Here is a 26,097-nt window from a genome sequence, read left to right as displayed (position 1 = left end):
CCTGCGCGGGGAATGACGGTGATGACCCGGCTTTTACGCCACCGCTTCCTTGGCCTTTTCGGCGCGCTTGCGCTCGTTCGGGTCGAGGTGCTTCTTGCGCAGGCGGATCGACTTCGGGGTGACCTCGACGAGCTCGTCGTCCTCGATATAGGCGAGCGCCTTTTCCAGCGTCATGCGGATCGGCGGGGTCAGGCGCACGGCTTCGTCCTTCGAGGTCGTGCGGATGTTGGTGAGCTGCTTGCCCTTGAGCACGTTGATCTCGAGATCGTTGTCGCGGGTGTGCTCGCCGACGATCATGCCCTTGTAGACCTTCCAGCCCGGCTCGATCATCATCGGGCCGCGGTCTTCCAGCTTGAACATGGCGTATGCCACCGCTTCGCCCTGGTCGTTGGAGATCAGCACGCCATTGCGGCGGCCCTGGATCTCGCCCTTGTAGGGGGCATAGCCGTGGAACAGGCGGTTCATGATCGCGGTGCCGCGGGTATCGGTCAGCAGTTCGCCCTGGTAGCCGATCAGGCCGCGGGTCGGCGAGTAGAACACCAGCCGCTGGCGGTTGCCGCCCGAGGGCTTCATCTCGATCAACTCGGACTTGCGCTCGCTCATCTTCTGCACGACGACGCCGGAATGCTCCTCGTCGACGTCGATCACGACCTCCTCGATCGGCTCCATGGTGGCGCCGGTCGCTTCGTCCTTCTGGTAGACGACGCGCGGGCGCGACACCGAAAGCTCGAAGCCCTCGCGACGCATGGTCTCGATCAGGATCGCGAGCTGCAATTCGCCGCGGCCGGACACTTCCATCGCATCCTTGTCGGCGGCCTCGACCACGCGCAATGCGACGTTGCCTTCGGCTTCGCGCAGCAGACGGTCGCGGATCATGCGGCTCGTCACCTTGTCGCCTTCGGTGCCGGCGAGCGGGGAGTTGTTGACGATGAACGACATCGACACGGTCGGCGGATCGATCGGCTGCGCGGGCAGCGGCACCTCGACGGTCGGATCGCAGAAGGTGTCGGCGACAGTGCCTTTGGTGAGGCCCGCAATCGCGACGATGTCGCCGGCTTCGGCTTCGTCGAGCGGCGTGCGCTCGAGGCCGCGGAACGCCAGGATCTTGGTGATGCGCCCGGTCTCGACCAGCTTGCCGTCGGCATGCAGCACCTTGACCTGCTGGTTCGGCTTGAGCACGCCTGACGAGATGCGGCCGGTGATGATGCGGCCGAGATAGGGGTTGGCCTCCAGAATGGTGCCGATCATGCGGAACGGACCTTCCTCGACCTTCGGCGGGGCGACGTGGCGCAGCACCAGGTCGAACAGCGGCTCCATGCCCTTGTCCTGCGGACCCTCGGGGCTCTCGGCCATCCAGCCCTGCTTGGCCGACCCATACAGGATCGGGAAATCGAGCTGCTCCTCGCTGGCGTCGAGCGCCGCGAACAGGTCGAACACCTCGTTGATGACTTCGGTCGGACGCGCGTCCGGGCGGTCGACCTTGTTGATGACGACGATCGGCTTGAGGCCGACCTTGAGCGCCTTGGAGACCACGAATTTGGTCTGCGGCAACGGACCTTCAGCCGCGTCGACCAGCACCAGGGCGCCATCCACCATGTTCAGGATGCGCTCGACCTCGCCGCCGAAATCGGCGTGGCCGGGCGTGTCGACGATGTTGATGCGGGTGTCCTTCCACTGCACCGAGGCCGCCTTGGCCAGAATGGTGATGCCGCGCTCACGCTCCAGATCGTTGGAGTCCATCGCGCGATCCGTCACCTTCTGGTTCTCGCGGAACGTACCGGACTGTTGGAGGAGCTTGTCGACGAGGGTCGTCTTGCCATGGTCGACGTGGGCGATGATGGCGACGTTACGGAGGTTCATGAGTGAGCTTCTTTGCGGTCGGACAATGGGTTAAGCGCGATCTCGCCGGTCAAGCCGGGACCTCTTCACGGACAACGCTGAAACGTGGAAAACGGGGCCTATTACACCCAAAAAGGAAGCCCGGCCAGATCGACCGGGCACTCCATACGTTTGCGGCGCAATATAAGCAAAAACCGCCAAAAAACAATGCGTTCTTTCGGGATTGGTTGATTGAATTTTGCCCGGGAATTCCCGGGTCTTAAGGACGGTTTGGGCCCTGAACCGGCCGCGGCGGGTGCCCGGACGTCAGCCCTGCGCCGGACTGCTGTTCGCCTCCTCGCTCGGATAGACCCCCCGCAGCACCTCCTCGAAATGCAGCTTCACGGCGTCGTTGCACAGGCAGGCGCGCAGGCGCAGGCCGTCATGATTGCGGACCAGGATCGAGCCGCGCCTGGTGTCGAGCACGCCTTCGGCCTTGAACGATTGCAGCACGCGGCTGGCATAGCTGCGCCCGACCCCGAGCAAGGTGGCGAGCTGCTCATGCGTCAGTGGCACGCTGCTTTCGTCGCCGGTCCGCTCCATCGCCGCGATGATCCATTTGGCCGTGCGCTGCTCGATCGAGTGGATCGCGTTGCAGGCGGTCGACTGGAAAATCTGCGCCAGCATGCAGTCGGCGTACCGGGCGAAGATATTGCGCAGTGACGGCGAGCGCGCCTTGGCCGCCTCCAGTCTGCCGACGTGAATGTGCGCAAATGGCCCGCCGAACTTGACGCAGATGCGGGTATAGGCGGGCAGAAATCCTTCGCTGACGATGCCGCCGACGGCGCCTTCGCGGCCGACCAGAATGGTCTCGACGTCGCGCCCGTCTTCGTTCGGGACCAGGAACGTGGCGAGCGACGGCCCGCAGGGAAAGTGCACGACCTGGACATCGTCGCCGGGGCTGTAGAGCAGATGGTTCGCGCCGGCCTCGTCAACGGTGACATAGGATGCGATCAGCGCATAATCGGCCGGGCTCAGCCGCCGCAGAAGATTGTTGGCGGGGCGGCTCTCGACCTCGCTTGCCTTGCTGATACGCGCATCCATCGTGAACTCCCGTCCTCCTCCTCACAGTAGCGAGTTCCGCCCACGGCCTGTGTGCACATGTGAACAGACGTGAAAACTGTTCTGTGGTGAGTTTCGTTCCGGGAACCCTCCGATGCGCTGGGCGCAGGCGTCGGCCTGAGGCTGTCCTGACCGGTAATACCATGCAGCCCTCAATAGACACGATCATGATACCTGCTTCCCCGGACGGTGCGGCCGACATTCCCGCTGATGTGCTGATCGTCGAGGACGATCCGATCATCGCCATCGATTTCGAGGATCGCCTGCTCGGTTTTGGCGTGAGAAGCGTCCGCACCGTGGGCACGGTCGCGCAGGCCTTGGATGCGATCGCGAGGCGCGCGCCCGATTTTGCGCTGCTCGACGTCTCTCTGATCCGCGAAACAAGCTTCGCGATCGCCGAGCGGCTCGGGGCGCTGAAAATTCCCTACGTCTTCGTCACCGGCTACGGCGCGGAGACCAGCATTCCCGCGCAGTTCGCCGCGCGCCCGCGGCTGCAAAAGCCGTGCTCCAGCGATGCGCTGGAGGCAGCGTTGCAGACGCGCGGCGGCTAAGTCGGCTCAGGCGAATTTCGGATCGAGCGTGGTCGACCACAGCGCGACATCGGCGCGGTCGCGCAAGGTCACGGTCATCTGGCCGGACGCGCCATCGATCTTGACGTGGCCGAAGAACTGCATGCCCGCGGACGGCGGCAGGTTCTGCTTGTCGTTGCCCGGTGCCTTGACGAAGCGCACCTCCGGACCAAACGTATTGTCGAGCTCGTTCGGACCGAACGTGCCGGCATGCAGCGGACCCGAGACGAATTCCCAGAACGGCTCGAAATCCTGGAATTGCGCCTTGTTCGGATCGTAATAATGCGCGGCGGCGTAGTGCACGTCCGCCGTCAGCCACACCGTATTCTTGATCGGCGCCATCTTGATGAAGCGAAGGATGTCGGCGATCTCGAGCTCGCGGCCGCGCGCCGGGCCATCGCCTTGGGCGAATGCTTCCGAGCCCTTCTTGTTGGTGGCGTCGTCGTAGACGATCAGGCTGAGCGGCATGTCGGAGGCGATCACCTTCCAGGTCGCACGCGAATTGAGCAGTTCGCGCTTCAGCCAGGCCATCTGCTCGGGGCCGAGGAAATAGCTGGCGGGGCCGTAATCCGCCTCGAGATTGGCGCCGTTCGGGCCGCGATAGCTGCGCTCGTCGAGGATGAAGACGTCGAGATGCGGGCCGTAGGAGATCTTGCGATAGACCCGGCCCGGCTCATTGATGCTCTCGCGCATCGGATACATCTCGTGGAAGGCGCGGCCCGCGCGCGCGGCGAGCAGCGAGATGTCGCGCACCTTGTAGGTCGAGGGCAGGTCCTTCGAGAGCGACCAGTTGTTGGTCACCTCGTGATCGTCCCACTGCACGAAGATCGGCACCTCGGCATTGAAGGCACGGACATTGTCGTCGGTGAAATTGTATTTGTGCGCGGCGCGGTACTCGTCCAGCGTCTCCGCGACCTTGGCTTTTTCGGGGATCGTGACGTTCTTCCAGACCTTGCCGTCGGCAAGCTTGACCTCGGAGGGGATCACGCCGTCGGCGTAGATGGTGTCGCCGGAATGCAGGAAGAAGTCCGGGCGGTGCTTGCGCATCGCCGAGAAGGTGAACATGCCGCCGTCATCGGGATTAATGCCCCAGCCCTGGCCTGCGACGTCGCCGCCCCAGACGAAGCTGACGTCGCGGCGGTCGGCCGGCGCGGTGCGGAAGCGGCCGACTACCGGCTCGCCTTCGATCGCGGTGTGGGAGAGATCGCGGAAGCGGACGCGGTAGAAGATGTCCTGTCCGGCAGGGAGATTGTCCACCAGCATCTTCGCGGTGAAGTCGCTCTCGGGCAGCGCCGCGATGGGCGGCAGCGCGCGGGCGTCCTTGAAGGTATCAGTCGTCGCCACATCCACCAGCATTTGCGCCGGCCGGTCGGTGCGCGCCCAGACCACGCCGCCATCGACGGTGATGTCGCCGGACTGTACGCCATGGGTCACCGCAGGGCGGTCGGCGGCGCGCGACAGATGCGGCATCGCGATGGCGCCGAGTGCACCGGCGCTGGTGGTGAGGAAACGACGGCGGGAGAATTTGATCTTCATGGGCTCGCTGGCTCATTGTCTTGCGCCGTCATTCCGGAGCGCGCGAAGCGCGAATCCCGAAGCTCGAGATTCCCCGGTGCGCAATTGCGCACCTGAGGTCTGGTCCTTCGGACCATCCCGGAATGACAGCGGGAGCTATATTGAGAGAATGTGACGCGGCGATTACAAGCGCGCGCGTTTATGCGTTGCCGGCGGCCCGGAATTGCGCGCCGGTGCGCTGCAGGTTCTGCGGCAAGGCGATCAACACGGCCTTGCGGTCGGCAACCGCCGCGTGGAATTGGTCGAGCGCAATGTTGAAGGCGGTCAGCGCGCCTTCCTCGATCGCCCCGTGATCGTAGCAGCGCAGCGTGTCGCGCAGGATGTCGTCGGCTTCGGCCTGCATCTGGTCGAGGTCCTCGGTGGTCTCGCTCTTGCGGGCCGCGGCGAGCATGTCGAGCAGGCGCTCGCGCAAATGGCTGTTGTTGTCGCGCTCGTCCTTCTTCAGATAGCCGGCGAACCAGGCGCCGATCGAGCCGGTGGCCGAGAGCGCCATCAGGCTCCACCAGATGTAATCGCTGTATTTGTCGAGGAAGGTCTTCTCCTCGCCATCGACGAAGGCCGCGGCGCCCGGATGCACGGGGATCACCGCGTCCTTGTCGGTATCGGGCGTTTCGATCTTCGCGGCTTGCGGGAATTCGGTCAGCAATTGCTGGCGCACGGCGAAGAGCTGCCGGGTGAAGGCTGCGACCGTGGTCTCCGACAGGCCTTTGCGCGCCACGATGTGGTGCGAGAAGCTGATGGTCTTGACCTCGTCATCGGGACGATCGGGAGACCCGCCGTAAGTGCCGGCAGGAATCTCCGAGGCTTCATAGACCGGATGGTTCTGCGCGATCGCGTCAGCCGAATCGATCGCGATGAAGGTCGGCGAGCCGCCATCCTTGGCGGAGGCCGCGATCGCATCCGCCGTGATCTTGCTGTTGACCGGGCCGGCCGCGAGATAGACGTCGGCCTTCTGGCTCTTGATCGCTTCGGCGGCTTCGCTCGCCGGGAATTGCACGATCTCGACCTTGGTGGGATCGACGCCATATTGCTGCAGGATCACCTTGAGCAGGCTGACATTGGCCTGGGTGCGGCCGATCACGCCGATGCGATGGCCGGCGAGCTGGGCGATCTTGGTGATCTTCGCGCCCTTCTTCTTGCCCTTGCCGGGCACTGACCAGAGCACCGCGACGTTCTTGCGCAGCGTGGCGACCGCTTGCGCGTTCTTGGGGACATCGAGATCGCCGCGCACGATCGCAAGATCGGCCTTGCCTTCGGCGAGTTGCTCCGCGCTGGCGGTGGCGCCGTCGGTCTGGATCGGGCGCAGCCGCACGAAGCCCTTGCTCTGCGCGAAGGCCTGCGTGAGCGCCTGCACCACCTTGACGTCGTCGCTGTTGGCGGGACCGACCGCAATCTTCAGCGTCACCGGTCGCATCGCGAAATAATAGCCGCCGGCCAGCGCGCCGACGATGGCGAGCACCAGCGCCAGAGACACGAGCGCCGTCTTCCGCGCCGCGGATCGCGGCGAAGGCGGAGAGGGCGTTTCGGCCAGGTTTGAATCCCCGGTCATCGATCTCCCAAACAGGCGCTTCAGGCTCAGTCTCATCTCGGCCGGCGATTTGCACCCGCAATTGTAGCAAATTTCTTGTCCGGCGGGGTTACATCTGCGTCATGGTTAGCGGATCGATCCGAACCCGGGCCATAGGCACGGTGTTAGGGTAAAGTTCCCCTGAAGGACGGAGGACGATGATGGCAGGACGGCTATCGGCGGACACACGCAAGCAGGCACTGGGCGGTATCCCGGGCTGGACCGAGGTCCAGGGCCGCGATGCCATCGGAAAAACCTTTGTCTTCAAGGATTTCAACGAGGCCTTCGGCTTCATGACCCGCGCGGCGCTGGTGGCCGAGAAGATGGATCACCATCCGGAATGGCGCAATGTCTACAAGACGGTCGAGGTGGTGCTGTCGACCCATGATGCGGGCGGCGTCACCAAGCTCGACATCGAGCTTGCCACGGCGATGAATGCCATCGCTAAGCCGGTATCAGGCTGACACTTGCAGGCAGGATTCGCATCCCCATGTCCTGATCAGCACACGATGCGGCGATCCGCCGCGTCCGGTTGAAGGGGAGTTTTCCAGACATGGCTGCCGAACACAGCGTCGGCTTCGAGCCGGCCGATCGGCTCGCGGAGGATCGTGACAGCGTGCGCCGCCGCTTCTGGAGCAAGCTGAAGCGCGTCGCCGCGCATCTGCCGTTCGCGGAAGATCTGCTCGCCGCCTATTATTGCGCGTTCGACCGGCAGACGCCGCGCCATGTGCAGGCATCGCTGCTGGGCGCGATTGCCTATTTCATCCTGCCGTTCGACTTCATTCCAGACGTGATGCCGGTGCTCGGCTTCACCGACGATGCCGCCGTGCTCGCGACCGCCATCCGCATGGTCGCGAGCCACATCACGTCGGAGCATCGGCAGGCCGCGCGCGCCGCACTGAAGCGCGGTGTGGAAGCGACGGACGCCGCGCAATAACAGGAGGGCTCGCTACTTCTTCTCCGCCCGTGCTTTCTCGGCGTCCCAGGCCTGGAATTGCTTGAACAGCGTCTCCCTTTCTGCGTCGGACACCTTCGCAGCTGCCGGGCTCTGCTTCAGAAAGGCCTCGAAGCGCTCCCGCGTCACCGGCTCGATACCATGCCGGTCAAGCCATTGCTGCGCCACCGGCAGTCTGTTCCAGCCGGCGAGCGGCGCCGCAAGCGAGACCTCCTTCCATTTGGGATGGAAGGGCGGGTTCTGGAGCGCGGGGAATTTGGTGAAGAACGCGTCCACGAACAGCGCGAGCTTGCGATAGCGCTCGGTGTTCGGCGCCCAATTATACGCGGCAAGCACCGCCGGCACCGCGATCGTGTCCACGCTCTCGCCGTCCTTGATCAGGTTCGGGTAGTCCTTGGGCGTCAGCGTCGCCGGCAGATAGTCGCTCTGGAGCGCCTTTGCATAGTCGACGCCGGCAAGATGAAAGCGTCCGTCATTGCTGAAGGTCGAGACCGACTTGTACGGCTTGCCGCCGACCACGACGACGGCGTCGATCTCTCCAGCCTTCAGCTTCTCCATCGCGATACGCTGCTCGATATAGACGAATTTCGCCTTGATCCCGAGCCGCTCGAACACGGTGAGTGCGGTGACGAAGGTGCCGCCGTTGGGCAGGTCGACGCTCACCGTCTTGCCTTCGAGGTCCTTGAGGGTGGCGACCGATTTCGGCGCGATCACCTGCATCTCTTCATTGTAGAGCTTGGACACATAGGTGAACTGCTTCTTGATGTCCTTGGCGAAGCCCTTGCGCTCGAGATAGTCGAGCGTGTCGGCGCGCACGATGCCGAGATCGACGCCTTGCAGGAACAGGATGTCGGCAACGCTCTGCACCGAGCCGCGGCCGACGATCGGCAGCACGCGGATCTTGTTGCCGTCGTCGAGGACGGAGGCGAGGTCGGCGCCGAATTGCACGTAAGTGCCGCCGATCGTGCCGGTTATCAGCGTGACGGTGTTGGCGTTCAGCGCCTGCTTGGTCGAGTTCGAGCCGAACTGGAAGATGGCTTTCAAGCTGTCCGAGACCTTGGCCGGATCGTATTCGGTCTGCTCGGCGCGTGCCGCGAAGGCACAGATCGTCAAGACGGCGGCAAGCGCCATCTTCAAAGTGTTACGCATGATGTCCCCTGCTAGATCTAGTTCTGAAGTTGGGTGAGGCGCTGCTTCGCCTCCGCCGATCCAAGCTGCTCGGCTTTCCGGTACCAGTCGCGCGCGGCTGCGGCGTCCGCAGTGATGCTCCGCGTGTCCTTGGTGCCCAGCACGGCGGGATCATAGGTCTGCGCCAGCACGAACGCCGCCGTCGCATCCTGTGCATCGGCCGCGCGTTCGAGCAGGAGCCGCGCCGCGGCGATGTCGCCGACGGTCATCAGGCTCCTGGCGCGCGCCATCAGCCCCGCCAGCGTGTCCGCGTCGAGTGTCCTGGCAGGCGGAAGCCGGTTGGCGGGTGAAGGTGGCTCGGGTGGTGCGGCAGCTGCGGCCGCCACAGGCGCTGGTGCCTGCGCCTGTAGCGCGCTTTGATAGGCGGTCGCTATCGCTTCGCGGCTCGGCGTTGACGGCGCAGGAAGATCCTGCGTGTCGGCATTCGCCAGCCTCGTATCGCTCTCGCGCTCCGGCTCCTTGCCCGCCGTCTGCGGTACGGCGGGCGCATGGGTCGACGCCATGGCCTGGTCCGCCGCGATACCGATCCAGTTTGCGGCATTGGCGGCAAAGAGGCCGTGAATCTCGGACTGAAACAGCACGGCCAGAACAGCCACCGTGGATGCCGCCAGGACTGCCCCGAGAACTCGCGGGATCAGTCTGGAGCGCACCTCGATCGGCGCATATTCGCGTGGGTCCGGCGCACCGAGCGGATCGGACAGGAAGAGTGGGATTGGATCGTCCTGCGATAGATCGGCCCGTGCGGCCCGCGCCCGGATAAAGGACGCGGTCGGTGAATGTGATGCTGCTCGATGGGAGTCGAGCGCCGTCGACTCCGTCGACGGGCGATGTGCCGTCGTCTCCATGGTGATGCTCCCCTTACCAACGCAACGCAGGGGCATTCCCGGCTTCAGTCTTCTTGCTTTTGTCCAGAAGTGTCCCGCAAACGGAACCGGTAAAACGCCGTTCGAATCAGCCCAAAAAACGACGGCGGTTTGCGCGAATCAGGAAATAGTTTGGTTTGATTCGGGCGAAGCGGGCGAATGCACCGCAATTTTGACGGTGATGGTTGAGAAAGGCTCAACCAGACGGCGCTGCGCGAAAACGCCGGCGTAGCTTCAGCGACGCCGGTGATTCCCGCGATGCGGTTGCCTATGTGGCGGCACCGCCTGCGTCCTCACGGATGCAGGATCACCTTGCCCATGGCCTGGCGTCCCGCCAGCACTTTCATTGCGTCGGCGGTCTGCGCCAGCGGGAACGTGCGGTCGACATGCGAGGAGATCTTGCCTTCCGCCGTCCACTTCACGAGCTTCTCGAGATTGGCGCGGTTCTTCTCCGGATTCTGCCGGGTCCAGGCGCCCCAGAACACGCCTCTGATGTCGCAGCCCTTCAGCAGCGCGAGGTTCAGCGGCATCTTCGGAATATCGCCGGCGGCAAAGCCGATCACCAGGAAGCGGCCTTCCCAGGCGATCGAGCGCAATGCCTGTTCGGCATACGCGCCACCCACCGGATCGAAGATGATATCGACGCCCTTGCCGCCGGTGAGTTTTCGCAAGCCTTCCTTCAGGTCTTCCTTGGCGTAGTTCAGCGTCAGCTCGGCGCCGTGTGCTTTGGCGAATTCGAGCTTCTCGTCCGACGAGGCGCAAGCGATCACCTTCAGGCCCATCAGCTTGCCGAGCTCGCAGGCCGCAAGGCCGGTACCGCCGGCGGCACCCAGCACCGCGAGCGTCTCGCCCGGCTTCGGGCTCGCGCGATCCTCCAGCGCATGCAGCGCGGTGCCGTAGATGATGATGATGCCGGCCGCGCGATCGTAATCGAGATTGTCGGGAATCTTCACGATCCCTGCCGCCGGCAGCGCGATCTTCTCGCGCGCACCGTTGTGGCCGCAGGAGGCGACGACGCGATCGCCGACCTTGAGATCCGTGACGCCGGGCCCGATGCTCTCGATCACGCCGGCAACCTCCGCGGCTGGCGAGAACGGGAACGGCGGCTTGATCTGGTACTTGCCCTGAATCATCAGGATGTCGAAGAAATTCAGCGCCGCCGCCTTGATCGCGATCACGGCTTCGCCGGGACCGGCCACCGGATCCGGCACGTCGGCGAGCACGAGATCGTCGGGCTGGCAATATTGCGAGCAGAGGATGGCTTTCATGGCGGCACCTGAAGCGTTTCGAGTGGAGTCGTGGCTGGCCCGTTTCTGCCGGATTTACCGCGGCCGGACAATCCGGATTCTTTGTCTCGAGTCGTGGGAAAGCCTATCCTTGCGTCCTTGCGAGCGAAGCGAAGCCATTCAGAATCCGCCCTGCGGAAATAGCCTGGATTGCGTCGCTTCGCTCGCAGTGACGAACCGGCGGAGAAAGGGATTCGAACGATGTTTGAAACAGGTTTGCTCCAGAACAAGCGTATCCTCGTCACCGGTGGTGGCTCGGGCCTTGGGGCCGCAATGGGGCGCCGCTTTCTCGCGCTCGGCGCCGAGCTCGTGATCTGCGGGCGCAAGCTCGATCGTCTCGAAGCAACCGCGAGCGAGATGCGCAAAGAAACCGGCGGCAAGGTGACGACAACAGCGTGCGATGTTCGAGACGGTGCCGCTGTCGACGCGATGATGGATGCGATCTGGCGCGAGGCGCCGCTCGATATCCTCGTCAACAACGCTGCCGCAACCTTCATCGCGCAGACTGAGCATCTGTCGTTCCGCGCGGCCGATGCGATCCTGGCACCGACGCTGCATGGCGCGATGTATTGCACGCTCGCCGCCGGCAGGCGCTGGATCGATGGCAAGCACAACGGCGTCGTGCTCTCGATCCTCTCGACCTCCACCATCACCGGCCGCGCCTTCACCGTTCCTTCCGCGATGGCGAAGTCGGCTGTGCTGGCGATGACCAAAAGCCTGGCGGTGGAGTGGGGCCCCAAGGGCATCCGCAGCGTTGCGATCGCGCCGGGGCCGTTCCCCACATCGGGCGCATCGGGGCAGCTCCGCCCCGAAGGCCGTGACGAAGGCTGGACCGCGCGCAACCCGCTGGGACGCACCGGTGAGCACAGCGAGCTCGCCGACCTGGCCAGCTTCCTGGTTTCGGACCGCGCCGGCTATATCAATGGCGAGATGGTGGTGATCGACGGCGGTGCGCATTTGCGCAGTTCCGGCGCCGAGGACCTGCTGCAATGGACTGCGGCGCGATGGGCCGAGCAGCGTGCCGCGCGGACGAAAAGCTAGTCGCGCTCACCCGCTAACTGCCTTCCCAAATTAGACTTTCCCGGTTATCCCAGAGTCCTGGACAAAGCGCGTCCGGGCCATCTTCCAGTCACAATATTGAGGGAACCACTCCAGCATGTGGCGGGTGCTGATTTTAGCTTTGATGACTGGCGTGGCGGTCGGCGGAATCACCGATTCCGCACGGGCGCAACCGGCGCAACCGGCGCCCAAGGCCGCGACAAAGCCAGCCGCCAAGACGGCAGCCAAGCCCGAGAGCAAGACGGCGGGCCCTGCCGCTGCAGTGGCGGGTGGCGCAGAGCCGACGCTGATTGGCCAGTTCGGCACCTGGGGCGCCTATTCCGCGACGCCCAACGGCAAGAAGGTCTGCTTCGCGCTGGCAAAACCCTCCTCGTCGAAGACCAACCCACCGAACCGGCCGCGCGATCCCGCCTATGCCTTCGTGTCGACCCGTCCGGCCGAGAAGGTGAACAACGAAGTCTCGGTCATGATCGGCTACGCGCTGAAGCCGGGCTCGGAATCGACTGTCGAGGTCGGCGGCGCGTCCTTCGCGATGTACACGCAAGGCGACGGCCTCTGGATCAAGAATGCGGCCGAGGAGGAGCGGATGGTCGACGCCATGCGCAAATCGGCCGATCTGGTCGTCAAGGGCGTCTCGGCCAAGGGAACGGAGACGACCGACACATTCTCGCTGAAGGGCCTCGCCCAGGCGCTCGACAAGATCGCACAGGATTGTCGGCGGTAAGGCTGCGTAATAGCCATGGTCGCAATCGGCGGTTCCGGTTGCTATATAGGGGCGGTTCCCATTTTTCGCCGTCATCGCCCGGGCTTGTCCCGGCCAGCCACGCGCTAGCCACAGGCGGAAGAGAACGAGGATGCCCGGGACAAGCCCGAGCATGACGAGACATCAACTAATCAGGCAACCCATGCAACCGACGACCGAGCCGCGCGACGCAATCCTGGTGGAGAAGACTCCGCTCGAAACCTATGTGCCGCCGGCCAAGCCGTCGCTGATCGGCCTGTCGCGCACCGAGCTTGCTGACCGCCTCGGCGAGATCGGCGTTGCACCCGCGCAGCGCAAGATGCGCGTGCAACAGCTGTGGCACTGGCTTTATTTCCGCGGCGCCGAGAGTTTTGACGACATGACGTCGATCTCGAAGGGGATTCGCGCCGAGCTCGCCGAGCATTTCACCGTCGACCGTCCCGAAGTCGTGGCCGAGCAGATCTCCAACGACGGCACTCGCAAATGGCTGCTGCGGCTGCCGAGCGGCGACAATGTCGAGCGCGCCCATGAAGTCGAGTGCGTCTACATCCCCGAGACCGATCGCGGCACGCTGTGCGTGTCCTCCCAGGTCGGCTGCACGCTGAATTGCTCGTTCTGCCACACCGGCACCCAGCGCCTGGTGCGCAACCTCACCGCCGGCGAGATCGTCGGTCAGATCATGGTGGCGCGCGATCGCCTGAACGATTGGGCCGATCGCGAGGACGGCACGCGCCGCGTCACCAACATCGTAATGATGGGGATGGGCGAGCCGCTCTACAATTTCGATGCGGTGCGCGATGCGCTGCTCATCGTCGGCGACAATGAAGGCATCGGCATCTCCCGCCGCCGCATCACACTGTCGACCTCAGGCGTGGTACCGAACATCGTGCGCGCCGGCGAGGAGATCGGCGTCATGCTCGCGATCTCGCTGCATGCGGTGCGCGACGAGCTGCGCAACGAGCTGGTGCCGCTCAACCGCAAATATCCGATCAAGGAGCTGCTGCAGGCCTGCCGCGACTATCCCGGCGCTTCGAATGCGCGCCGCATCACCTTCGAATATGTGATGCTCAAGGGCGTCAACGATTCGCTCGACGATGCCAAGCTGCTGGTGAAGCTGCTCAAGGGCATTCACGCCAAGATCAATCTGATCCCGTTCAACCCCTGGCCCGGCACGGCCTATGAATGCTCGGACTGGGACCAGATCGAAAAATTCTCCGAATACATCTTCAACGCCGGCTATTCCTCGCCGGTGCGCACCCCGCGTGGCCGCGACATCCTCGCCGCCTGCGGTCAGCTCAAGTCGGAGACGGAAAAGCTCAGCGCGCGCGAGCGCCAGGCGCTCCGCGCCATGGCGATGACGGATTGACGATGCGCGCCCGCGCTCTCGCACCCTCGTCATTTCCAGCGAAGCGAAGCAATCCAGTCTGTCACTGCGGAAACGGTCTGGATTGCTTCGTCGCCGCGCGCCTCGCAATGCCGCCTGGGTCGGCTTTCGCACCATGTCCCTGATCGGCCGCCTCGTCGTCATCTTCATCGGCTTCCTCGCCGCCTGTTTCGTCGGCGGCACGATCGTCGTCGGCGCGCTGCTGTTTCCGGAATTCTCCGATCTCGGCGCCGGTCCCGTCGACCAGGGCGCGATCGACATCCTGCTCGGCTTCGGCTTCATCTTCGTGTCGGGCTTCGCACTGGTGCCGGCGGCGGTGATCGTCGCGATCACCGAGGCGCTCTACATCCGCAGCGCGCTGGCCTATGCGGTCGGCGGCGGCCTGGTCGGACTCGCTTGCTATCTCGGCCTCATCCCGTTTGACCCGGACACCTTGCAGTTCGAGGGCATCGTGCGTCGGCATCTGGAAATCATGACCGGCGCGGGCATCGTCGCCGGCGTCGTCTACTGGCTGATCGCCGGCCGCAACGCCGGCGCCTGGCGCATCCCGCGGCCCCCGCGCAACCCGCCTCCGCCGCTGCCGTCGAATTCGCGGCCGGAGGCGCGGTGACTTTCTTACCCTCCCGGGGGGAGTATGGCAGCTTCGTTGGGGTTTTCATCGCGGTCCCACTCCGCTAAACCGCGCGCCATGAACCGGACTGGACTCTTTATCGCTCTCGCTTTGTGGCTGGTGATCGGCGTCGTTTTTGGGCTCTATCCCGAGCTCGATCTCAAGCTCGCGGCGCTGTTCTTCGATCCCCAGACAAAGACCTTTCCGCTCAAGCTGAACGACTGGGCCGGCGTCGCGCGTGACGCTGCGATGTGGGTGTCCTGGGCGTGTGTGCTGCCGTCGCTGGTGGCGCTCGTGGTCAAGATGATCTGGCCCGATCGTCCTCTGATGGTGTCAGGACGCGCGATCGTTTTCCTGCTGGCCACGATCATCCTGTCGGCCGTTATCCTCACCAATCTCACCTTCAAGACCTATTGGGGCCGGCCGCGGCCGGTGGTGGTGACCGAATTTGCCGGCGAACAGCAGTTCGTGGCGTGGTGGGATCCGCGCGGCGATTGCGCGCGCAATTGCTCGTTCTTCTCCGGCGAAGGCGCGACCGCGTTCTGGACGCTGGCGCCCGCCGCGCTGGCGCCGCCGGCATGGCGGCCGCTGGCCTACGCCGGCGCGCTGGTGTTCGGCGCCGTGACCAGCGGCCTCCGCATGGCCTTCGGCGGCCACTTCTTCACCGACGTCGCAACCGCCGGGCTCGTCACCTTCGTCGTGATCTGGTTCGGCTACGCCCTGATCTACCGCTGGCCCCGGACCCGGTTTTCCGACGCGGCGGTCGATGCGGCGCTGACCCGGCTGAACATGCCCGCCTACCGGCTCCGCAAGCGCCTGTTCGGCCGTAAGACCGGCCCGGCGGCGTCGGTTTGAGCCATTAAAAGCGTGCCGATCCGGGCGAAATTTGATATTCGCGCGGTCAAACCAAGCCCCTCATCAGCCCCCAAGACCCGATTGGAAGCCCCATGACCACGATCCTGAAAAGCCTGCCCAAGGGTGAGAAAGTCGGCATCGCATTTTCGGGCGGCCTCGACACCTCTGCGGCGCTGCTCTGGATGAAGCAGAGGGGCGCACGCTGCTACGCCTATACCGCCAATCTCGGCCAGCCCGACGAGGCCGACTACAACGAGATCCCGCGCAAGGCGGAAGCCTTCGGCGCGGAGAAGGCCGTGCTGGTCGATTGCCGCACGCAGCTCGTGCACGAGGGCATCGCCGCGATCCAGTCGGGCGCCTTCCACATCTCGACCGGCGGCATCACCTATTTCAACACCACCCCGCTCGGCCGCGCGGTCACCGGGACGATGCTGGTCGCGGCGATGAAGCAAGACGGCGTCAACATCTGGGGCGACGGCTCGACCTTCAAGGGCAACGACATCGAGCGCTTCTATCGCTACGGCCTGCTGACCAATCCATCCCTGCGCATCTACAAGCCCTGGCTCGACCAGCAGTTCATCGACGAGCTCGGCGGTCGCGCTGAAATGTCGGCGTTCATGACCGCGCAGGGTTTTGCCTACAAGATGAGCGCCGAGAAGGCGTATTCGACCGACAGCAATCTGCTCGGCGCCACGCATGAAGCGAAGGATCTCGAAAGCCTCGACAGCGGCATCAAGATCGTCAACCCGATCATGGGCGCGCCGTTCTGGCGCGAGGATTGCGTCGTGAAGGCCGAGACGGTCGTCGTGCGTTTCGAGGAAGGCCAGCCCACCGCGCTGAACGGCAAGACCTTCTCTGATCCGGTCGCGCTGTTCCTCGAAGCCAATGCCATCGGCGGCCGCCACGGCCTCGGCATGAGCGACCAGATCGAGAACCGCATCATCGAGGCCAAGAGCCGCGGCATCTACGAAGCGCCGGGCATGGCGCTGCTGCACATCGCCTATGAGCGGCTCGTCACCGGCATTCACAACGAGGACACCATCGAGCAGTACCGCATCAGCGGCATGCGACTCGGACGTCTGCTCTATCAGGGCCGCTGGTTCGACTCGCAGGCCTTGATGCTGCGCGAGACGGCGCAGCGCTGGGTTGCGCGGGCCGTCACCGGCGAGGTCACGCTGGAGCTGCGCCGCGGCAACGATTATTCGATCATGAACACCGAGAGCCCGAACCTGACCTACGCACCTGAAAGGCTCAGCATGGAGAAGGTGGAGGACGCGCCGTTCACGCCGGAGCATCGCATCGGCCAGCTCACCATGCGCAATCTCGACATCGCCGACACGCGCACCAAGCTCGGTCTCTATTCCAAGGCCGGCCTGCTGTCGGGGAGCGAGGGCTCGCAGATTTTCCGGCTCGAGAGCGACAAGGGTTAGTGCCCTCGCTGTCGAGGCAAAACAAAAAAATGGCCGGGATCGCTCCCGGCCATTTTCTTTTCTGCGATGGTCTTATTGCCGCGGCGGAGGCGGTGCCGCGTTGGCTTGGCCGCCATTGAGCAGCGGGGTGATGCGGCGGACGGTGACGCGCCGGTTGATCACGCTCGGCCCGTCGGTCTGCTCCTTCAGGTACTGCTTGCCGTAGCCCTGCGATGTCAGGTTCTCCGCGGGCACGCCGAACTGCTGGGTCAGCAATTCGGCCGCGGCCTGCGCCCGGCGATCCGACAGCGACAGATTGTCGACGTCGTTGCCGACCGCATCGGTGTGGCCCTCGATCAGGAACACTTCCTGCGGATTGGCCTGGATCGCCTGGTTGATGCCGTCGGCGATCACCTGCAGCCGCGCCGCCTGGTCCGGCGGAATGGCCCATGATCCCGTCGCGAAGTTGATCGTGTTGACGTCGATGCTCGGCATCTGCATGCGAACATTCGGCGAGTAGCGGATCTCGTCGAGCGAGTAGCGCCGATCGATCCGCTGCACCGGCGGGGCCCGCATGGTCTCGTAGATCACGTCCGGCGATGCTTCCTGCGCGTCGACGATGTAGCGATCGTAGGGGATGCTGACCACCGGCGGCGGCACGTCGACATAGAAGCCGCCGACCGCCCGCGGATCGCGGTAGGTGTTGTCGATGATCACGATCTCACGCCCGCGCTGATCCCTGCGGATGCGGCGCATCAAGCTTCCGTCCGGACCGACCACCGTGATGATTTCGGTACCGTCAGGACGGATCACGACCGTGCGGGTTTCGCCGCCGACGGTCTCGGTGCGGATATCGCGGGCGCCGTAACGGAAGCGATAGAGATCGTTGCCGCGGACATATTCCTGCCCACTCGGGTCGCGCACGATGATGCGATCGGGCTCGGTGTAGACGGTGCGGCCGTCTTCGACGACCTCCTGCCGCTGGTTGCGATAGTCGGCGATGGTGGCGCCGATCACGGCACCGGCCACCACGCCCGCACCGAACGCAAGCGGCGTCAGGTCTCGCTGCTGCGGACGCGGCGGCGGCGGCAGCGGCGCTGCGACGGCTGGCGCGGCGCGGAAGGCCGGAGCAACCGTCGGCGGCGCGTACTGCGCCTTGTCGGGCGGCGGTGCTGCGGCTGGCGTGGCAGGAACGACGGTCGGCGCCGCGGCGCCCTGCGGCGGCGCCGGAGGACGCTGCACGGCACCGGCCTGCGGCGCCACCGGCGGAGTGCCTGCGGCGGGCGCGCCAGGCGTTGCACCCTGACGTCCGGGAGCCTGCGTTGCCGACGGAGCCGGGGTTGCGCCTGGAGCCGGTGCTCCGGCAGCCGGCGGAGCGCCAGGACGTCCGGGGGGCGTGGCGCCAGGTGCCGGCGTTGCCGATGGCGTGGGCGCCGGAGATGGTGCCGGACGAGCTGCGGGCGTCGGAGAGGTCGTTGGCGTCGGGGCGGGCGCTGCGTTGGGCAGCGGCCGGGACCCGGCCGGCGGCGTAATGGGGGGCGGCGGAGGCGTTGGCGTCGCAGCCGGACGCACCGGTGTCGCAGTCGGCGCGGGGGCGGGTGCAACAGGAGCGTGCTGCCGCGGAGTCGCTGCCGGAGGCGGCGGCGGTGTCGGTGCATGCTGCTGCGGCGCTGCGGCCGGAGGCGGCGGTGTCGGTGCATGCTGCTGCGGAGCTGCGGCCGGGGGCGGCGGCGGTGTCGGTGCATGCTGCTGCGGCGCTGCGGCCGGGGGCGGCGGTGGTGTCGGTGCATGCTGCTGCGGCGCCGCAGCCGGGGGCGTCGGCGGCTTGGGTGCTGCAGGCGGTGGCGGGGGCGGTGCCTGATGGGTCGCGGGCGGCGGGGGTGGCGGCGTCGGGCGTGACGGCGCCGCGGCCGGCGGAGGTGCGGCGGGCGGATGCGGCGGTGCAGCTGCCGGCGGAGCTGCGCTGGGTGCCTTGGGCGCGGCAGGCGGCGGCGCGGTCGGATGCGCGGGCGGTGCTCCCTTTGGCGCTTCCTTCGGAGGCTGCTTCGGCTTTCCGTCAGGGCCGGTCTCTTGAGGCTGAGCCTGCGCGACGACGAGCGGTGCGCTTTGCGCATGCGATGCGGAGCTTGCGAATTGCATCGCGGTCAGAGCCGTCGTGGCAAGCAGCACGAAGCGAAGATTGGTCATGTCGTGAAATTCCCCGGAAGGTTCTTTGGCGGAGTGAAGTGGGATGATGAACAGCTACGCGTTAGGCCGGATTGTGGCGGGCAAAGACATTGCGTCGCGATTTATTTCTGCATGCAGATCATGTCACGCAAGCAACGTTCATTGCGCATTCAGACCCAGCTTGCAATCGCGTCACATGTGACCCTGCGACGAATTGGCATCCGTCGCGGGATTCGGCGTGAGCGGCCCGTTCGGTCCGCGCGAAGGAATCTCGTCGGGCCTGCGCCCCGGCAATTCATCGGGCCGAGGTGATTCGCCGGGCTCGTGCACGGGTGGCGTGATTTCAGGCTGCGGATTGCCGGGCGGGATTCCAGGCGGCGGCTCGGTCGGCGTGCCGGGTGTCGATGGCGGTATCTCGGGCGGTTCAATCGGCATCGGCATCATCAAGGTCAGTTGTCAGAAGGACGACAACGAGGATGTCGGGCCGATGTTCCCGCATCCCGCCCGTTCTATTCCGGCGCGTGACAAACCGCCTCGATGTTGTGGCCGTCAGGATCGAGCACGAAGGCGCCGTAATAGTTCGCGTGATAGTGAGGGCGGATGCCGGGGGGGCCGTTGTCGCGCCCACCGGCGGCCATGGCAGCCTTGTAGAACGCATCGACGGTGCTGCGATCTTTAGCCGATATTGCGACATGCACCGGCTTGTTCAGCGCGCCTTCGCCGCCGATCCAGAAATCCGGCTTGCCGTCGGCGCCGAAGCCTGCGGCCCGATCGTGGCCGGTCTGCTCCTGCGTGACCTCCATGATCAGGCTGTAACCGAGCGGCGCCAGCGCTTCGGTGTAGAACGACTTGGCGCGCTCGTAGTCGGAGACGGGAAAGCCCAGATGGTCGATCATCGCCAGCCTCTGTTGTTCAGCGCGACAGGAACGTATTGCTTCTCGTCTTGCGCGCGATCGTAAAGCCGCGAGCAACCATGTCAGCAATGCAATCTTGCTGCCATTCGTTCTGTGACAGATGCTCGATCACCACCGCGCGCGGCCACAGCGCTTGTCGCGCATCGCGGAAGAATCCGATCAGCACCCGGTCTTCAAAGCCCTCGACGTCGATCTTGAGCGAATCGACCCGTGTGACGCCGGCCTCGTCGAGGATGCGCGTGAGCCGCAGCGATGGCACCTTGATGGCATCAGCGCCGGCCGCGCCAGTGACGACATGCGTGGCGCCGAGATTGCCGCCGCCGCTTTCGATCATCAGCTCGCCGTCGCTGTCGCCCGCGGCGGCCTGCACCAGGCGCACCTGTGTTGCCTTGGATGCGGCATGGTTGAACGAGAGCCGCCCAAAGGTCAGCGGATGCGGCTCGATCGCGACCACCTTGCCATCGGTGCCGACGTGCCGCGCCATCACCAGCGCGAAGGTGCCGACATTGGCGCCGACATCGACGAACGTGCCGCCGACCGCCGTATGCTGGCGCAGGAAGTCGAGCTCGTCGATGTTGTAGTCCGGGTTGAACAGCGCGCCGCGTTCGGTGGCGCTGCCCTGGTGATAGAAGCGGAACGAGGCGCCCTGATATTGCACATCCACAGGGCCGCCGCGCAGCAGATCGACCAGCCGCGACATCCAGGGCCGAAATGCACCGCGCTTCAGCCGCGATCGCTGCACAAGACCGATAATCGCAGCCTGCGCGGCGGTCGGCGCAAACGCGCCGAACGGCGCGGTCGAAAGGGCGGTGTCGGGCGTCAAGCAGGCGGTCCTCGTTGCAGGCGGCGCATGCATAGCCGGTTTTGCCGGGGACTCCAACGGCGCTCAGGCCGCCTTTTTGGCCGCCGGCTTGCGCTGGCGCAGGAAGCGGCCCAGCAGCTTGCGTTTGCCCTTGCGCGGGATCAGGTCAATGTCGCTGACGAGCTTCGCGCCGCCCTTGCGGCGCTCCAGCACGATCTTGCGGCTGTGGAACGCCTCGAGCTCGACGCGGTGGGCGACGCTGACGATGGTGGCCTCTCGCAGCTGTTCGGTCACCATCTTCATCATCTTGTCCTGGCTCTTCTCGTCGAGCGCGGAAGTCGCCTCATCCAGCACGACGATATCAGGGCTGTGCAGGAGCAGCCGCGCGAAGGCGAGACGCTGCTTCTCGCCGCCCGACAGCGTCTGGTCCCAGGGCCCCTCTTCCTCGATCTTTTCCTTGAGATGGTCGAGGCCGACCTTGTGCAGCGCCTCGCCGATTTCCGCCACGGTCCAGTCGTCCTCGGCGCCGGGATAGGCGACAGCGCGGCGCAGGCTGCCGGAGGGCACGTAAGGCCGCTGCGGCAGCATGAACAGCCGCCGATCAGGATGAAAATTGACGCTGCCGCCGCCCCATGGCCACAGGCCTGCGATGGCGCGCACCAGCGTGCTCTTGCCGGTGCCGGATTCGCCTGCCACCAGCAGCCGTTCGCCGGGTTCGATCACCACCTCGGTCTCGCCGACGACAGCGGTGCCGTCGTCGAGCGTGACCGAAAGGTCTTTCATCTCCAGCATGGCGTCGTTAGCGGTCTCGCCGCGCTTGATGCGGCCCAGGCCGTCACCCTGCTCGGCGCGCTCGAGGCCGTCGAGCGACATCATCAGCGACGCGATTCGGCGGGCGCAGGCGTTCCAGTCGGCAAGTCGCGGGTAATTGTCGACCAGCCAACCGAACGCGCTCTGCACGATGGTGAAGGCGGAGGCCGCCTGCATCACCTGTCCGAGGCTCATGCTGCCGTCGAGGAATTTCGGCGCGCAGAGCAGCAGCGGCACGACAGGTGCGACGAGGCTCGAGCCCTGCGACACCAGCGTGGTGCGCATGTGCTGGCCGGCGAGCCGCGCCCATTGCCGCAGGACGTCGGTGAAGTTGCGGTCGATGCCGCCGCGCTCCTCCTCCTCGCCGCCGAGCAGCGCGATGCTCTCGCCATTCTCGCGCACCCGCGTCAGCGTGTAGCGGAAATCGGCTTCGGCCTGGTTCTTGTCCTCGGAGACCTGCACGAATTGACGCCCGATCACCAGGATCGAGCCCGAAGCGATGCCCGCATAGAGTATCGCGGCGATCACGAGGAAGCCGGGAATGGTGATCGCGGAGCCGCCAACCGTTACGGTGAGCGCGCCGCCGATGGTCCAGAGCACGACGATGAAGGTCGCTGCCGACAGCAACGCCGACGTCACGCCGGCAAGAAAATCGACCGGCGAATCCGTCGCGATGCGCAGGTCTTCGGCGATCCGGTATTCCGGATTGTTGTGGTCGCCGCCGACGAGGTTGAGCTGGTAGTAGCGTCCGTTGGTCAGCCAGCGCGTCAGCACGCTGTTGGTGAGCCAGGCGCGCCAGCGCCGCTGGATGCCCATCCGGGCAAACACCTGGACCACACCGAGCATGATGCTGCCGATCGCGAGCGGGAAAAACAGCGCCGTGAGGTGGAAGACCGTCGGCGCGTCGCGCTTCTCGATGGCGTCGAAGATCGCTCTGTTCCAGACATTGACGCCGTATTGGAAGCCGACCGTCAGGATGATGAGCACCACGAGGCCGATCGAGAAGGGCCAGGCGAGGCGGTCGCCCTTGCGGCTCCAGAAGCCGCGCGCGCTGATCCAGAATCGGGTGAGCAGATAGTCCTTGCGTGCCTGCTCGGCCTCTTCGGGGCTCAGCTCGGAATCCGGCTCCAGCAATTCCGGCGGGGGCGGAGCGATGTCATCGCCGTTCTCGCCGGTGATCTCCACGATGGGCGGCGTCCTGTCTTGCGCATTGTTTCGGACCGGCTTCTGCATGGGGGGACAACGCCAGCCGGTTCCCTCGGGTTCCCGGGTCTCACTCCGCGGCGCCCCCGCGCACCCGCTTCAACCGTGCTGCACGGTGCAGAACGCGCGACAGTTCCTCGATCGAATAAGGCTTTTGCACGAGCTCGAAGCCGGCGACACCGTCCTGGGACAGAGCGTGGCTATAGCCCGTGGTCAGCACGATGGGTACGCCGATGCAGCGATCGCGGATCGCCTCCGCAAGATCGAGCCCGGTCATCCCGGGCATGACGACATCGGAGAACACGACGTCGAACCTTTCAGGGGCGCCGACGAGTTCAGTGAGCGCGTCGGTGGCGTTGTCGACCAGCGTGATGCTGTAGCCGAGCTCGGTCAGCCCGTCGGCGGCGAAATTGCCGAGCTCGATGTTGTCCTCGACGACCAGCACCGACATGCCGCTGCCGGCGACGGCCGGCGCCGTCGTCGGTGCCTCGCTGCGGGGCAGCAGAGCTGCGGGCACGCGCGGCAGATAGAGCGAGAAGGTGCTGCCCTGGCCGACCTCGCTGGCGACGGTCACCTCGCCGCCGGATTGCCGAGCGAACCCGAACACCTGCGACAGGCCGAGGCCGGTGCCCTGGCCGACCTGTTTGGTGGTGAAAAAGGGCTCGAAAATGCGCCCCAGTTGCGCGGCGGGGATGCCGATGCCGCTATCGTTGACGGCGACGCAGACGAAACCGGTATCGTTCGAGATCTGGCTGCTGGAGACGTGCGCCAGCGCATCAGGAAGGTTGGTCGCCGCGTGCACCGTGAAGACGATGCGGCCCTTGCCCTGCATTGCGTCGCGCGCGTTGGTCGCCATGTTGATGATCGCAGTCTCGAACTGCCCGGCATCGGCATTGACGAGGCAGGGCTCGGGCGGCAGCTGCGTGACGATCTCGATCGCAGGTCCCAGCAGCGTGGTGAGCATGTCGCGCAGCGATTGCACGCGCTCGCCGGCATCGAACACTTCGGGCTTCAAGGTCTGCCGGCGGGCAAAGGCCAACAGCTGCGAGGTCAGCTTGGCCGCGCGCGCGACCGCGTCGGCGATCGCGGTGATGTAGCGCTGCCGCCGCTCCTCGCTCAGTTGCGGCCGGTTCAGGAGGTCGACGGACGCGCGGATCACGGTCAGGAGGTTGTTGAAATCGTGCGCGACGCCGCCGGTGAGCTGGCCCAGCGCCTCCAGCCGCTGGCTGTGCTTGAGCGCCTCCTCGACCTCGCGCCGCTTGGCAGCCTCGAGCTGCAGATGCTGGGTGCGCCGGAAAGCGAAGGCGAGCAGGACGAACAGCAGCGCGGTGGCGGGCGCGCCGAACACCAGATGCTGGCTTATGGTGCCTAGCCAGCGGGCGCGGATCGCCGAGGTCTCGAGGCCGGCGCTGACATAGATCGGATATTCGGCGACGCGCCGGTAGCCGATGCGCCGCTCGATCCCGTCCGATGGCCAGGCGATGGTGATCAGCCCATGATCGGGATGGGCCGCGATGGCATGGCCGACCGGGCCGTTCGGATCGAGCCGGAAGTCGTGGTCGAGCCGCGGGAATTGCGCCAGCAGCGTGCCGTCCGTGCGTCCCATCGCGAAGAAGCTGCCGGGATCGGCGCCGATCCTGGCGTAAAAGCTCGCGAAATATTCCGGCAGCACCGAGGCCTGGATGACGCCGGTGAAGCTGCCGTCGTCGGTTGAGCGGCGCCGGCTCACGCCGAAGAAGCGCGCGCCCTGGTAAGGCGCCCGTGGCGTCAGCGAGGCGCCGATGAAAGTGCCGATGCTCTGGTCGATGTGGGCGTAGAAGTAATCGCGGTCGGCAAAGCTCTGCGGCGGCGGGGGCGACACCAGGCTGTTGACCAGCACCTTTCCATCCGCATCGAAGATCCAGGCCGATTTGAGCTGCGGCAGCGAATCCGTGAGCTGCTTCAGGCGCCCGTGCAGCGCGGGCTCGCGCGCGCGGATGACATCGTCGGGAAGGTCGCGCACGACCTCGTTGAGCTCCGCGAGGCTCCGATCGATGGTCTCGAACACCTTGAGCGCGTGCTCATGAGCGACATCGAGGGAGCGCTCGATCTCACGGTCGGCGATGTCGAGCGTCGAATTGTAGGAGATCGTGGAGGCAATCGCGAACAGCGCAATCGGCAGCGCCAGGGATGCGGCCATCATCCACTGCAGAAGTCTCAGCGAGTTGCGTTGTGCGCCCTGCACGGTCGCTCCGGTCCCCTGACCGGAGAGCTTACTTGAATCTTGCGCCTGGACGGAAGCGGCTTGTGCGGAGCTGGAGGTTGTGGTTCACCGGTTCGCGCGTGCAGCGCGATGAGGAAAATTTTCCCTGAAATCGTTCCGCTCGGAGCACGCCCCGGCCTTCCGGCCGGGGCGATAGCACAGAAAGTGCCCTAGATCTGGCGCTCGACCATCCTGAGCTTGAGCTCGGCGATGGCCTCGGCCGGGTTCAGCCCCTTCGGGCAGGCCTTGGCGCAGTTCATGATGGTGTGGCAGCGATAGAGCCGGAACGGGTCCTCGAGATTGTCGAGCCGCTCGCCGGTGGCCTCGTCGCGCGAATCAGACACCCAGCGGTTGGCCTGAAGCAGGGCGGCGGGGCCGAGATAGCGGTCGCTGTTCCACCAATAGCTCGGGCAAGAGGTCGAGCAGCAGGCGCACAGGATGCACTCGTAGAGGCCGTCGAGCTTCTCGCGGTCCTCGTGGCTCTGGCGCCATTCCTTCTGCGGCGTCGGCGAGGTCGTCTTCAGCCACGGCTCGACCCGAGGCGTATTGCGCGTAGAAATTGGTCAGGTCGGGAACCAGGTCCTTCACGACCGGCTGGTGCGGCAGCGGGTTGATCTTCACCGCGCCGTCCTTCACGTCGTGCATCGAGCGGGTACAGGCCAGCGTGTTCTGGCCGTCGATGTTCATGGCGCAGGAGCCGCAGACGCCTTCGCGGCAGGAGCGGCGGAAGGTCAGCGACGGATCGATGTGGTTCTTGATCCAGATCAGGCCGTCCAGCACCATCGGACCGCAATCATTGGTGTCGACGTAATAGGTGTCGACGCTCGGATTCTTGCCGTCGTCGGGATTCCAGCGATAGACGCGGAATTCGCGAACGTCGGTCGCGCCCGCGGGCTTCGGCCAGGTCTTGCCGCCGGTGATTTTCGAGTTCTTCGGAAGTGCGAATTCAACCATAAGT

The 26,097-nt window shown here is 65.4% G+C and carries 22 protein-coding genes and 1 pseudogene; 9 read left to right on the top strand and 14 right to left on the bottom strand.

Going from position 1 to position 26,097, the window contains the following annotated elements:
- Window positions 1-33: 33 nt before the first annotated feature.
- Both typA and ACVW16_RS17370 read right to left on the bottom strand, forming a co-directional pair.
- Window positions 34-1,860: a translational GTPase TypA gene (typA, locus tag ACVW16_RS17375; RefSeq protein WP_092232650.1), complete on the bottom strand. Its 1,827-nt coding sequence runs from the start codon at window positions 1,858-1,860 to the stop codon at window positions 34-36.
- Between the two features lie 285 nt (window positions 1,861-2,145).
- Entirely contained in the window at window positions 2,146-2,922 is a 777-nt protein-coding gene (locus ACVW16_RS17370) for a Crp/Fnr family transcriptional regulator (protein ID WP_456736856.1), read from the bottom strand.
- A gap of 185 nt (window positions 2,923-3,107) precedes the next feature.
- On the opposite strand from ACVW16_RS17370, the gene ACVW16_RS17365 reads away from it, so the two are divergent.
- Window positions 3,108-3,491 (top strand): response regulator, encoded by a 384-nt coding sequence (locus tag ACVW16_RS17365; protein WP_456736857.1) that lies wholly within the window; start codon window positions 3,108-3,110, stop codon window positions 3,489-3,491.
- A gap of 6 nt (window positions 3,492-3,497) precedes the next feature.
- On the opposite strand, the gene ACVW16_RS17360 is transcribed toward ACVW16_RS17365, so the two are convergent.
- Together ACVW16_RS17360 and ACVW16_RS17355 are read right to left on the bottom strand one after the other, a co-directional pair.
- Window positions 3,498-5,045, bottom strand: a complete 1,548-nt coding sequence (locus ACVW16_RS17360) for an alkaline phosphatase D family protein (protein ID WP_456736858.1) — start codon at window positions 5,043-5,045, stop codon at window positions 3,498-3,500.
- 178 nt (window positions 5,046-5,223) lie between these two features.
- Window positions 5,224-6,669 carry a TAXI family TRAP transporter solute-binding subunit gene (locus ACVW16_RS17355; RefSeq protein ID WP_456736859.1) on the bottom strand — a complete coding sequence of 482 codons (1,446 nt, stop codon included), beginning with the start codon at window positions 6,667-6,669 and terminating at the stop codon, window positions 5,224-5,226.
- Window positions 6,670-6,809: 140 nt separating this feature from the next.
- On the opposite strand from ACVW16_RS17355, the gene ACVW16_RS17350 reads away from it, so the two are divergent.
- Both ACVW16_RS17350 and ACVW16_RS17345 read left to right on the top strand, forming a co-directional pair.
- Window positions 6,810-7,115 (top strand): 4a-hydroxytetrahydrobiopterin dehydratase, encoded by a 306-nt coding sequence (locus ACVW16_RS17350; protein WP_456700359.1) that lies wholly within the window; start codon window positions 6,810-6,812, stop codon window positions 7,113-7,115.
- A gap of 89 nt (window positions 7,116-7,204) precedes the next feature.
- The gene (locus ACVW16_RS17345) at window positions 7,205-7,588 is read left to right on the top strand and encodes a YkvA family protein (protein WP_456700358.1); all 384 of its coding nucleotides are present in this window, start codon (window positions 7,205-7,207) and stop codon (window positions 7,586-7,588) included.
- 12 nt (window positions 7,589-7,600) lie between these two features.
- On the opposite strand, the gene ACVW16_RS17340 is transcribed toward ACVW16_RS17345, so the two are convergent.
- The 3 genes from ACVW16_RS17340 to ACVW16_RS17330 form a co-directional block, all read right to left on the bottom strand.
- Entirely contained in the window at window positions 7,601-8,755 is a 1,155-nt protein-coding gene (locus ACVW16_RS17340) for a TAXI family TRAP transporter solute-binding subunit (RefSeq protein WP_456736860.1), read from the bottom strand.
- A gap of 17 nt (window positions 8,756-8,772) precedes the next feature.
- Entirely contained in the window at window positions 8,773-9,639 is an 867-nt protein-coding gene (locus ACVW16_RS17335) for a hypothetical protein (protein WP_456736861.1), read from the bottom strand.
- A gap of 311 nt (window positions 9,640-9,950) precedes the next feature.
- Window positions 9,951-10,925 carry an NADPH:quinone oxidoreductase family protein gene (locus tag ACVW16_RS17330; RefSeq protein ID WP_456736862.1) on the bottom strand — a complete coding sequence of 325 codons (975 nt, stop codon included), beginning with the start codon at window positions 10,923-10,925 and terminating at the stop codon, window positions 9,951-9,953.
- Between the two features lie 219 nt (window positions 10,926-11,144).
- Between ACVW16_RS17330 and ACVW16_RS17325 the strand changes: the two genes are divergently transcribed.
- The 6 genes from ACVW16_RS17325 (at window position 11,145) to argG (ending at window position 17,023) form a co-directional block, all read left to right on the top strand.
- Window positions 11,145-11,984 carry an SDR family oxidoreductase gene (locus ACVW16_RS17325; protein ID WP_456700354.1) on the top strand — a complete coding sequence of 280 codons (840 nt, stop codon included), beginning with the start codon at window positions 11,145-11,147 and terminating at the stop codon, window positions 11,982-11,984.
- 115 nt (window positions 11,985-12,099) lie between these two features.
- Entirely contained in the window at window positions 12,100-12,726 is a 627-nt protein-coding gene (locus ACVW16_RS17320; protein WP_456700353.1) for an invasion associated locus B family protein, read from the top strand.
- 181 nt (window positions 12,727-12,907) lie between these two features.
- A complete protein-coding gene (gene rlmN / locus ACVW16_RS17315; protein ID WP_456700352.1) occupies window positions 12,908-14,110 on the top strand; it encodes a 23S rRNA (adenine(2503)-C(2))-methyltransferase RlmN in 1,203 nt (400 codons plus the stop codon).
- A gap of 133 nt (window positions 14,111-14,243) precedes the next feature.
- Window positions 14,244-14,738 (top strand): hypothetical protein, encoded by a 495-nt coding sequence (locus ACVW16_RS17310; RefSeq protein ID WP_456705116.1) that lies wholly within the window; start codon window positions 14,244-14,246, stop codon window positions 14,736-14,738.
- A gap of 78 nt (window positions 14,739-14,816) precedes the next feature.
- On the top strand, window positions 14,817-15,593 hold the full coding sequence (locus ACVW16_RS17305; protein ID WP_456700351.1) for a phosphatase PAP2 family protein: 777 nt from the start codon (window positions 14,817-14,819) through the stop codon (window positions 15,591-15,593).
- A gap of 92 nt (window positions 15,594-15,685) precedes the next feature.
- Window positions 15,686-17,023: an argininosuccinate synthase gene (gene argG, locus ACVW16_RS17300; protein WP_456736863.1), complete on the top strand. Its 1,338-nt coding sequence runs from the start codon at window positions 15,686-15,688 to the stop codon at window positions 17,021-17,023.
- 72 nt (window positions 17,024-17,095) lie between these two features.
- On the opposite strand, the gene ACVW16_RS17295 is transcribed toward argG, so the two are convergent.
- The 7 genes and pseudogenes from ACVW16_RS17295 to ACVW16_RS17265 all read right to left on the bottom strand — a co-directional run bounded on the left by ACVW16_RS17295 (window position 17,096) and on the right by ACVW16_RS17265 (window position 26,093).
- On the bottom strand, window positions 17,096-19,189 hold the full coding sequence (locus ACVW16_RS17295) for an OmpA family protein (RefSeq protein WP_456736864.1): 2,094 nt from the start codon (window positions 19,187-19,189) through the stop codon (window positions 17,096-17,098).
- Between the two features lie 171 nt (window positions 19,190-19,360).
- Window positions 19,361-19,603 carry a hypothetical protein gene (locus ACVW16_RS17290; RefSeq protein WP_456700348.1) on the bottom strand — a complete coding sequence of 81 codons (243 nt, stop codon included), beginning with the start codon at window positions 19,601-19,603 and terminating at the stop codon, window positions 19,361-19,363.
- Window positions 19,604-19,677: 74 nt separating this feature from the next.
- Window positions 19,678-20,064, bottom strand: coding sequence for a VOC family protein (locus tag ACVW16_RS17285; RefSeq protein WP_456700347.1), 387 nt, complete (start codon window positions 20,062-20,064; stop codon window positions 19,678-19,680).
- Between the two features lie 16 nt (window positions 20,065-20,080).
- Entirely contained in the window at window positions 20,081-20,938 is an 858-nt protein-coding gene (locus tag ACVW16_RS17280) for an FkbM family methyltransferase (protein WP_456700346.1), read from the bottom strand.
- A gap of 30 nt (window positions 20,939-20,968) precedes the next feature.
- The gene (locus ACVW16_RS17275; protein ID WP_456700345.1) at window positions 20,969-22,927 is read right to left on the bottom strand and encodes an ABC transporter ATP-binding protein/permease; all 1,959 of its coding nucleotides are present in this window, start codon (window positions 22,925-22,927) and stop codon (window positions 20,969-20,971) included.
- A gap of 40 nt (window positions 22,928-22,967) precedes the next feature.
- Window positions 22,968-25,121, bottom strand: coding sequence for an ATP-binding protein (locus tag ACVW16_RS17270; protein WP_456736865.1), 2,154 nt, complete (start codon window positions 25,119-25,121; stop codon window positions 22,968-22,970).
- 188 nt (window positions 25,122-25,309) lie between these two features.
- A pseudogene (locus tag ACVW16_RS17265) lies at window positions 25,310-26,093 on the bottom strand (succinate dehydrogenase iron-sulfur subunit).
- Window positions 26,094-26,097 lie beyond the last annotated feature (4 nt).

The organism is Bradyrhizobium sp. USDA 4474, assembly GCF_054057515.1.
The sequence above is the reverse complement of the archived record's forward strand: the minus strand, read 5'-3'. Positions and strand labels throughout refer to the sequence as shown.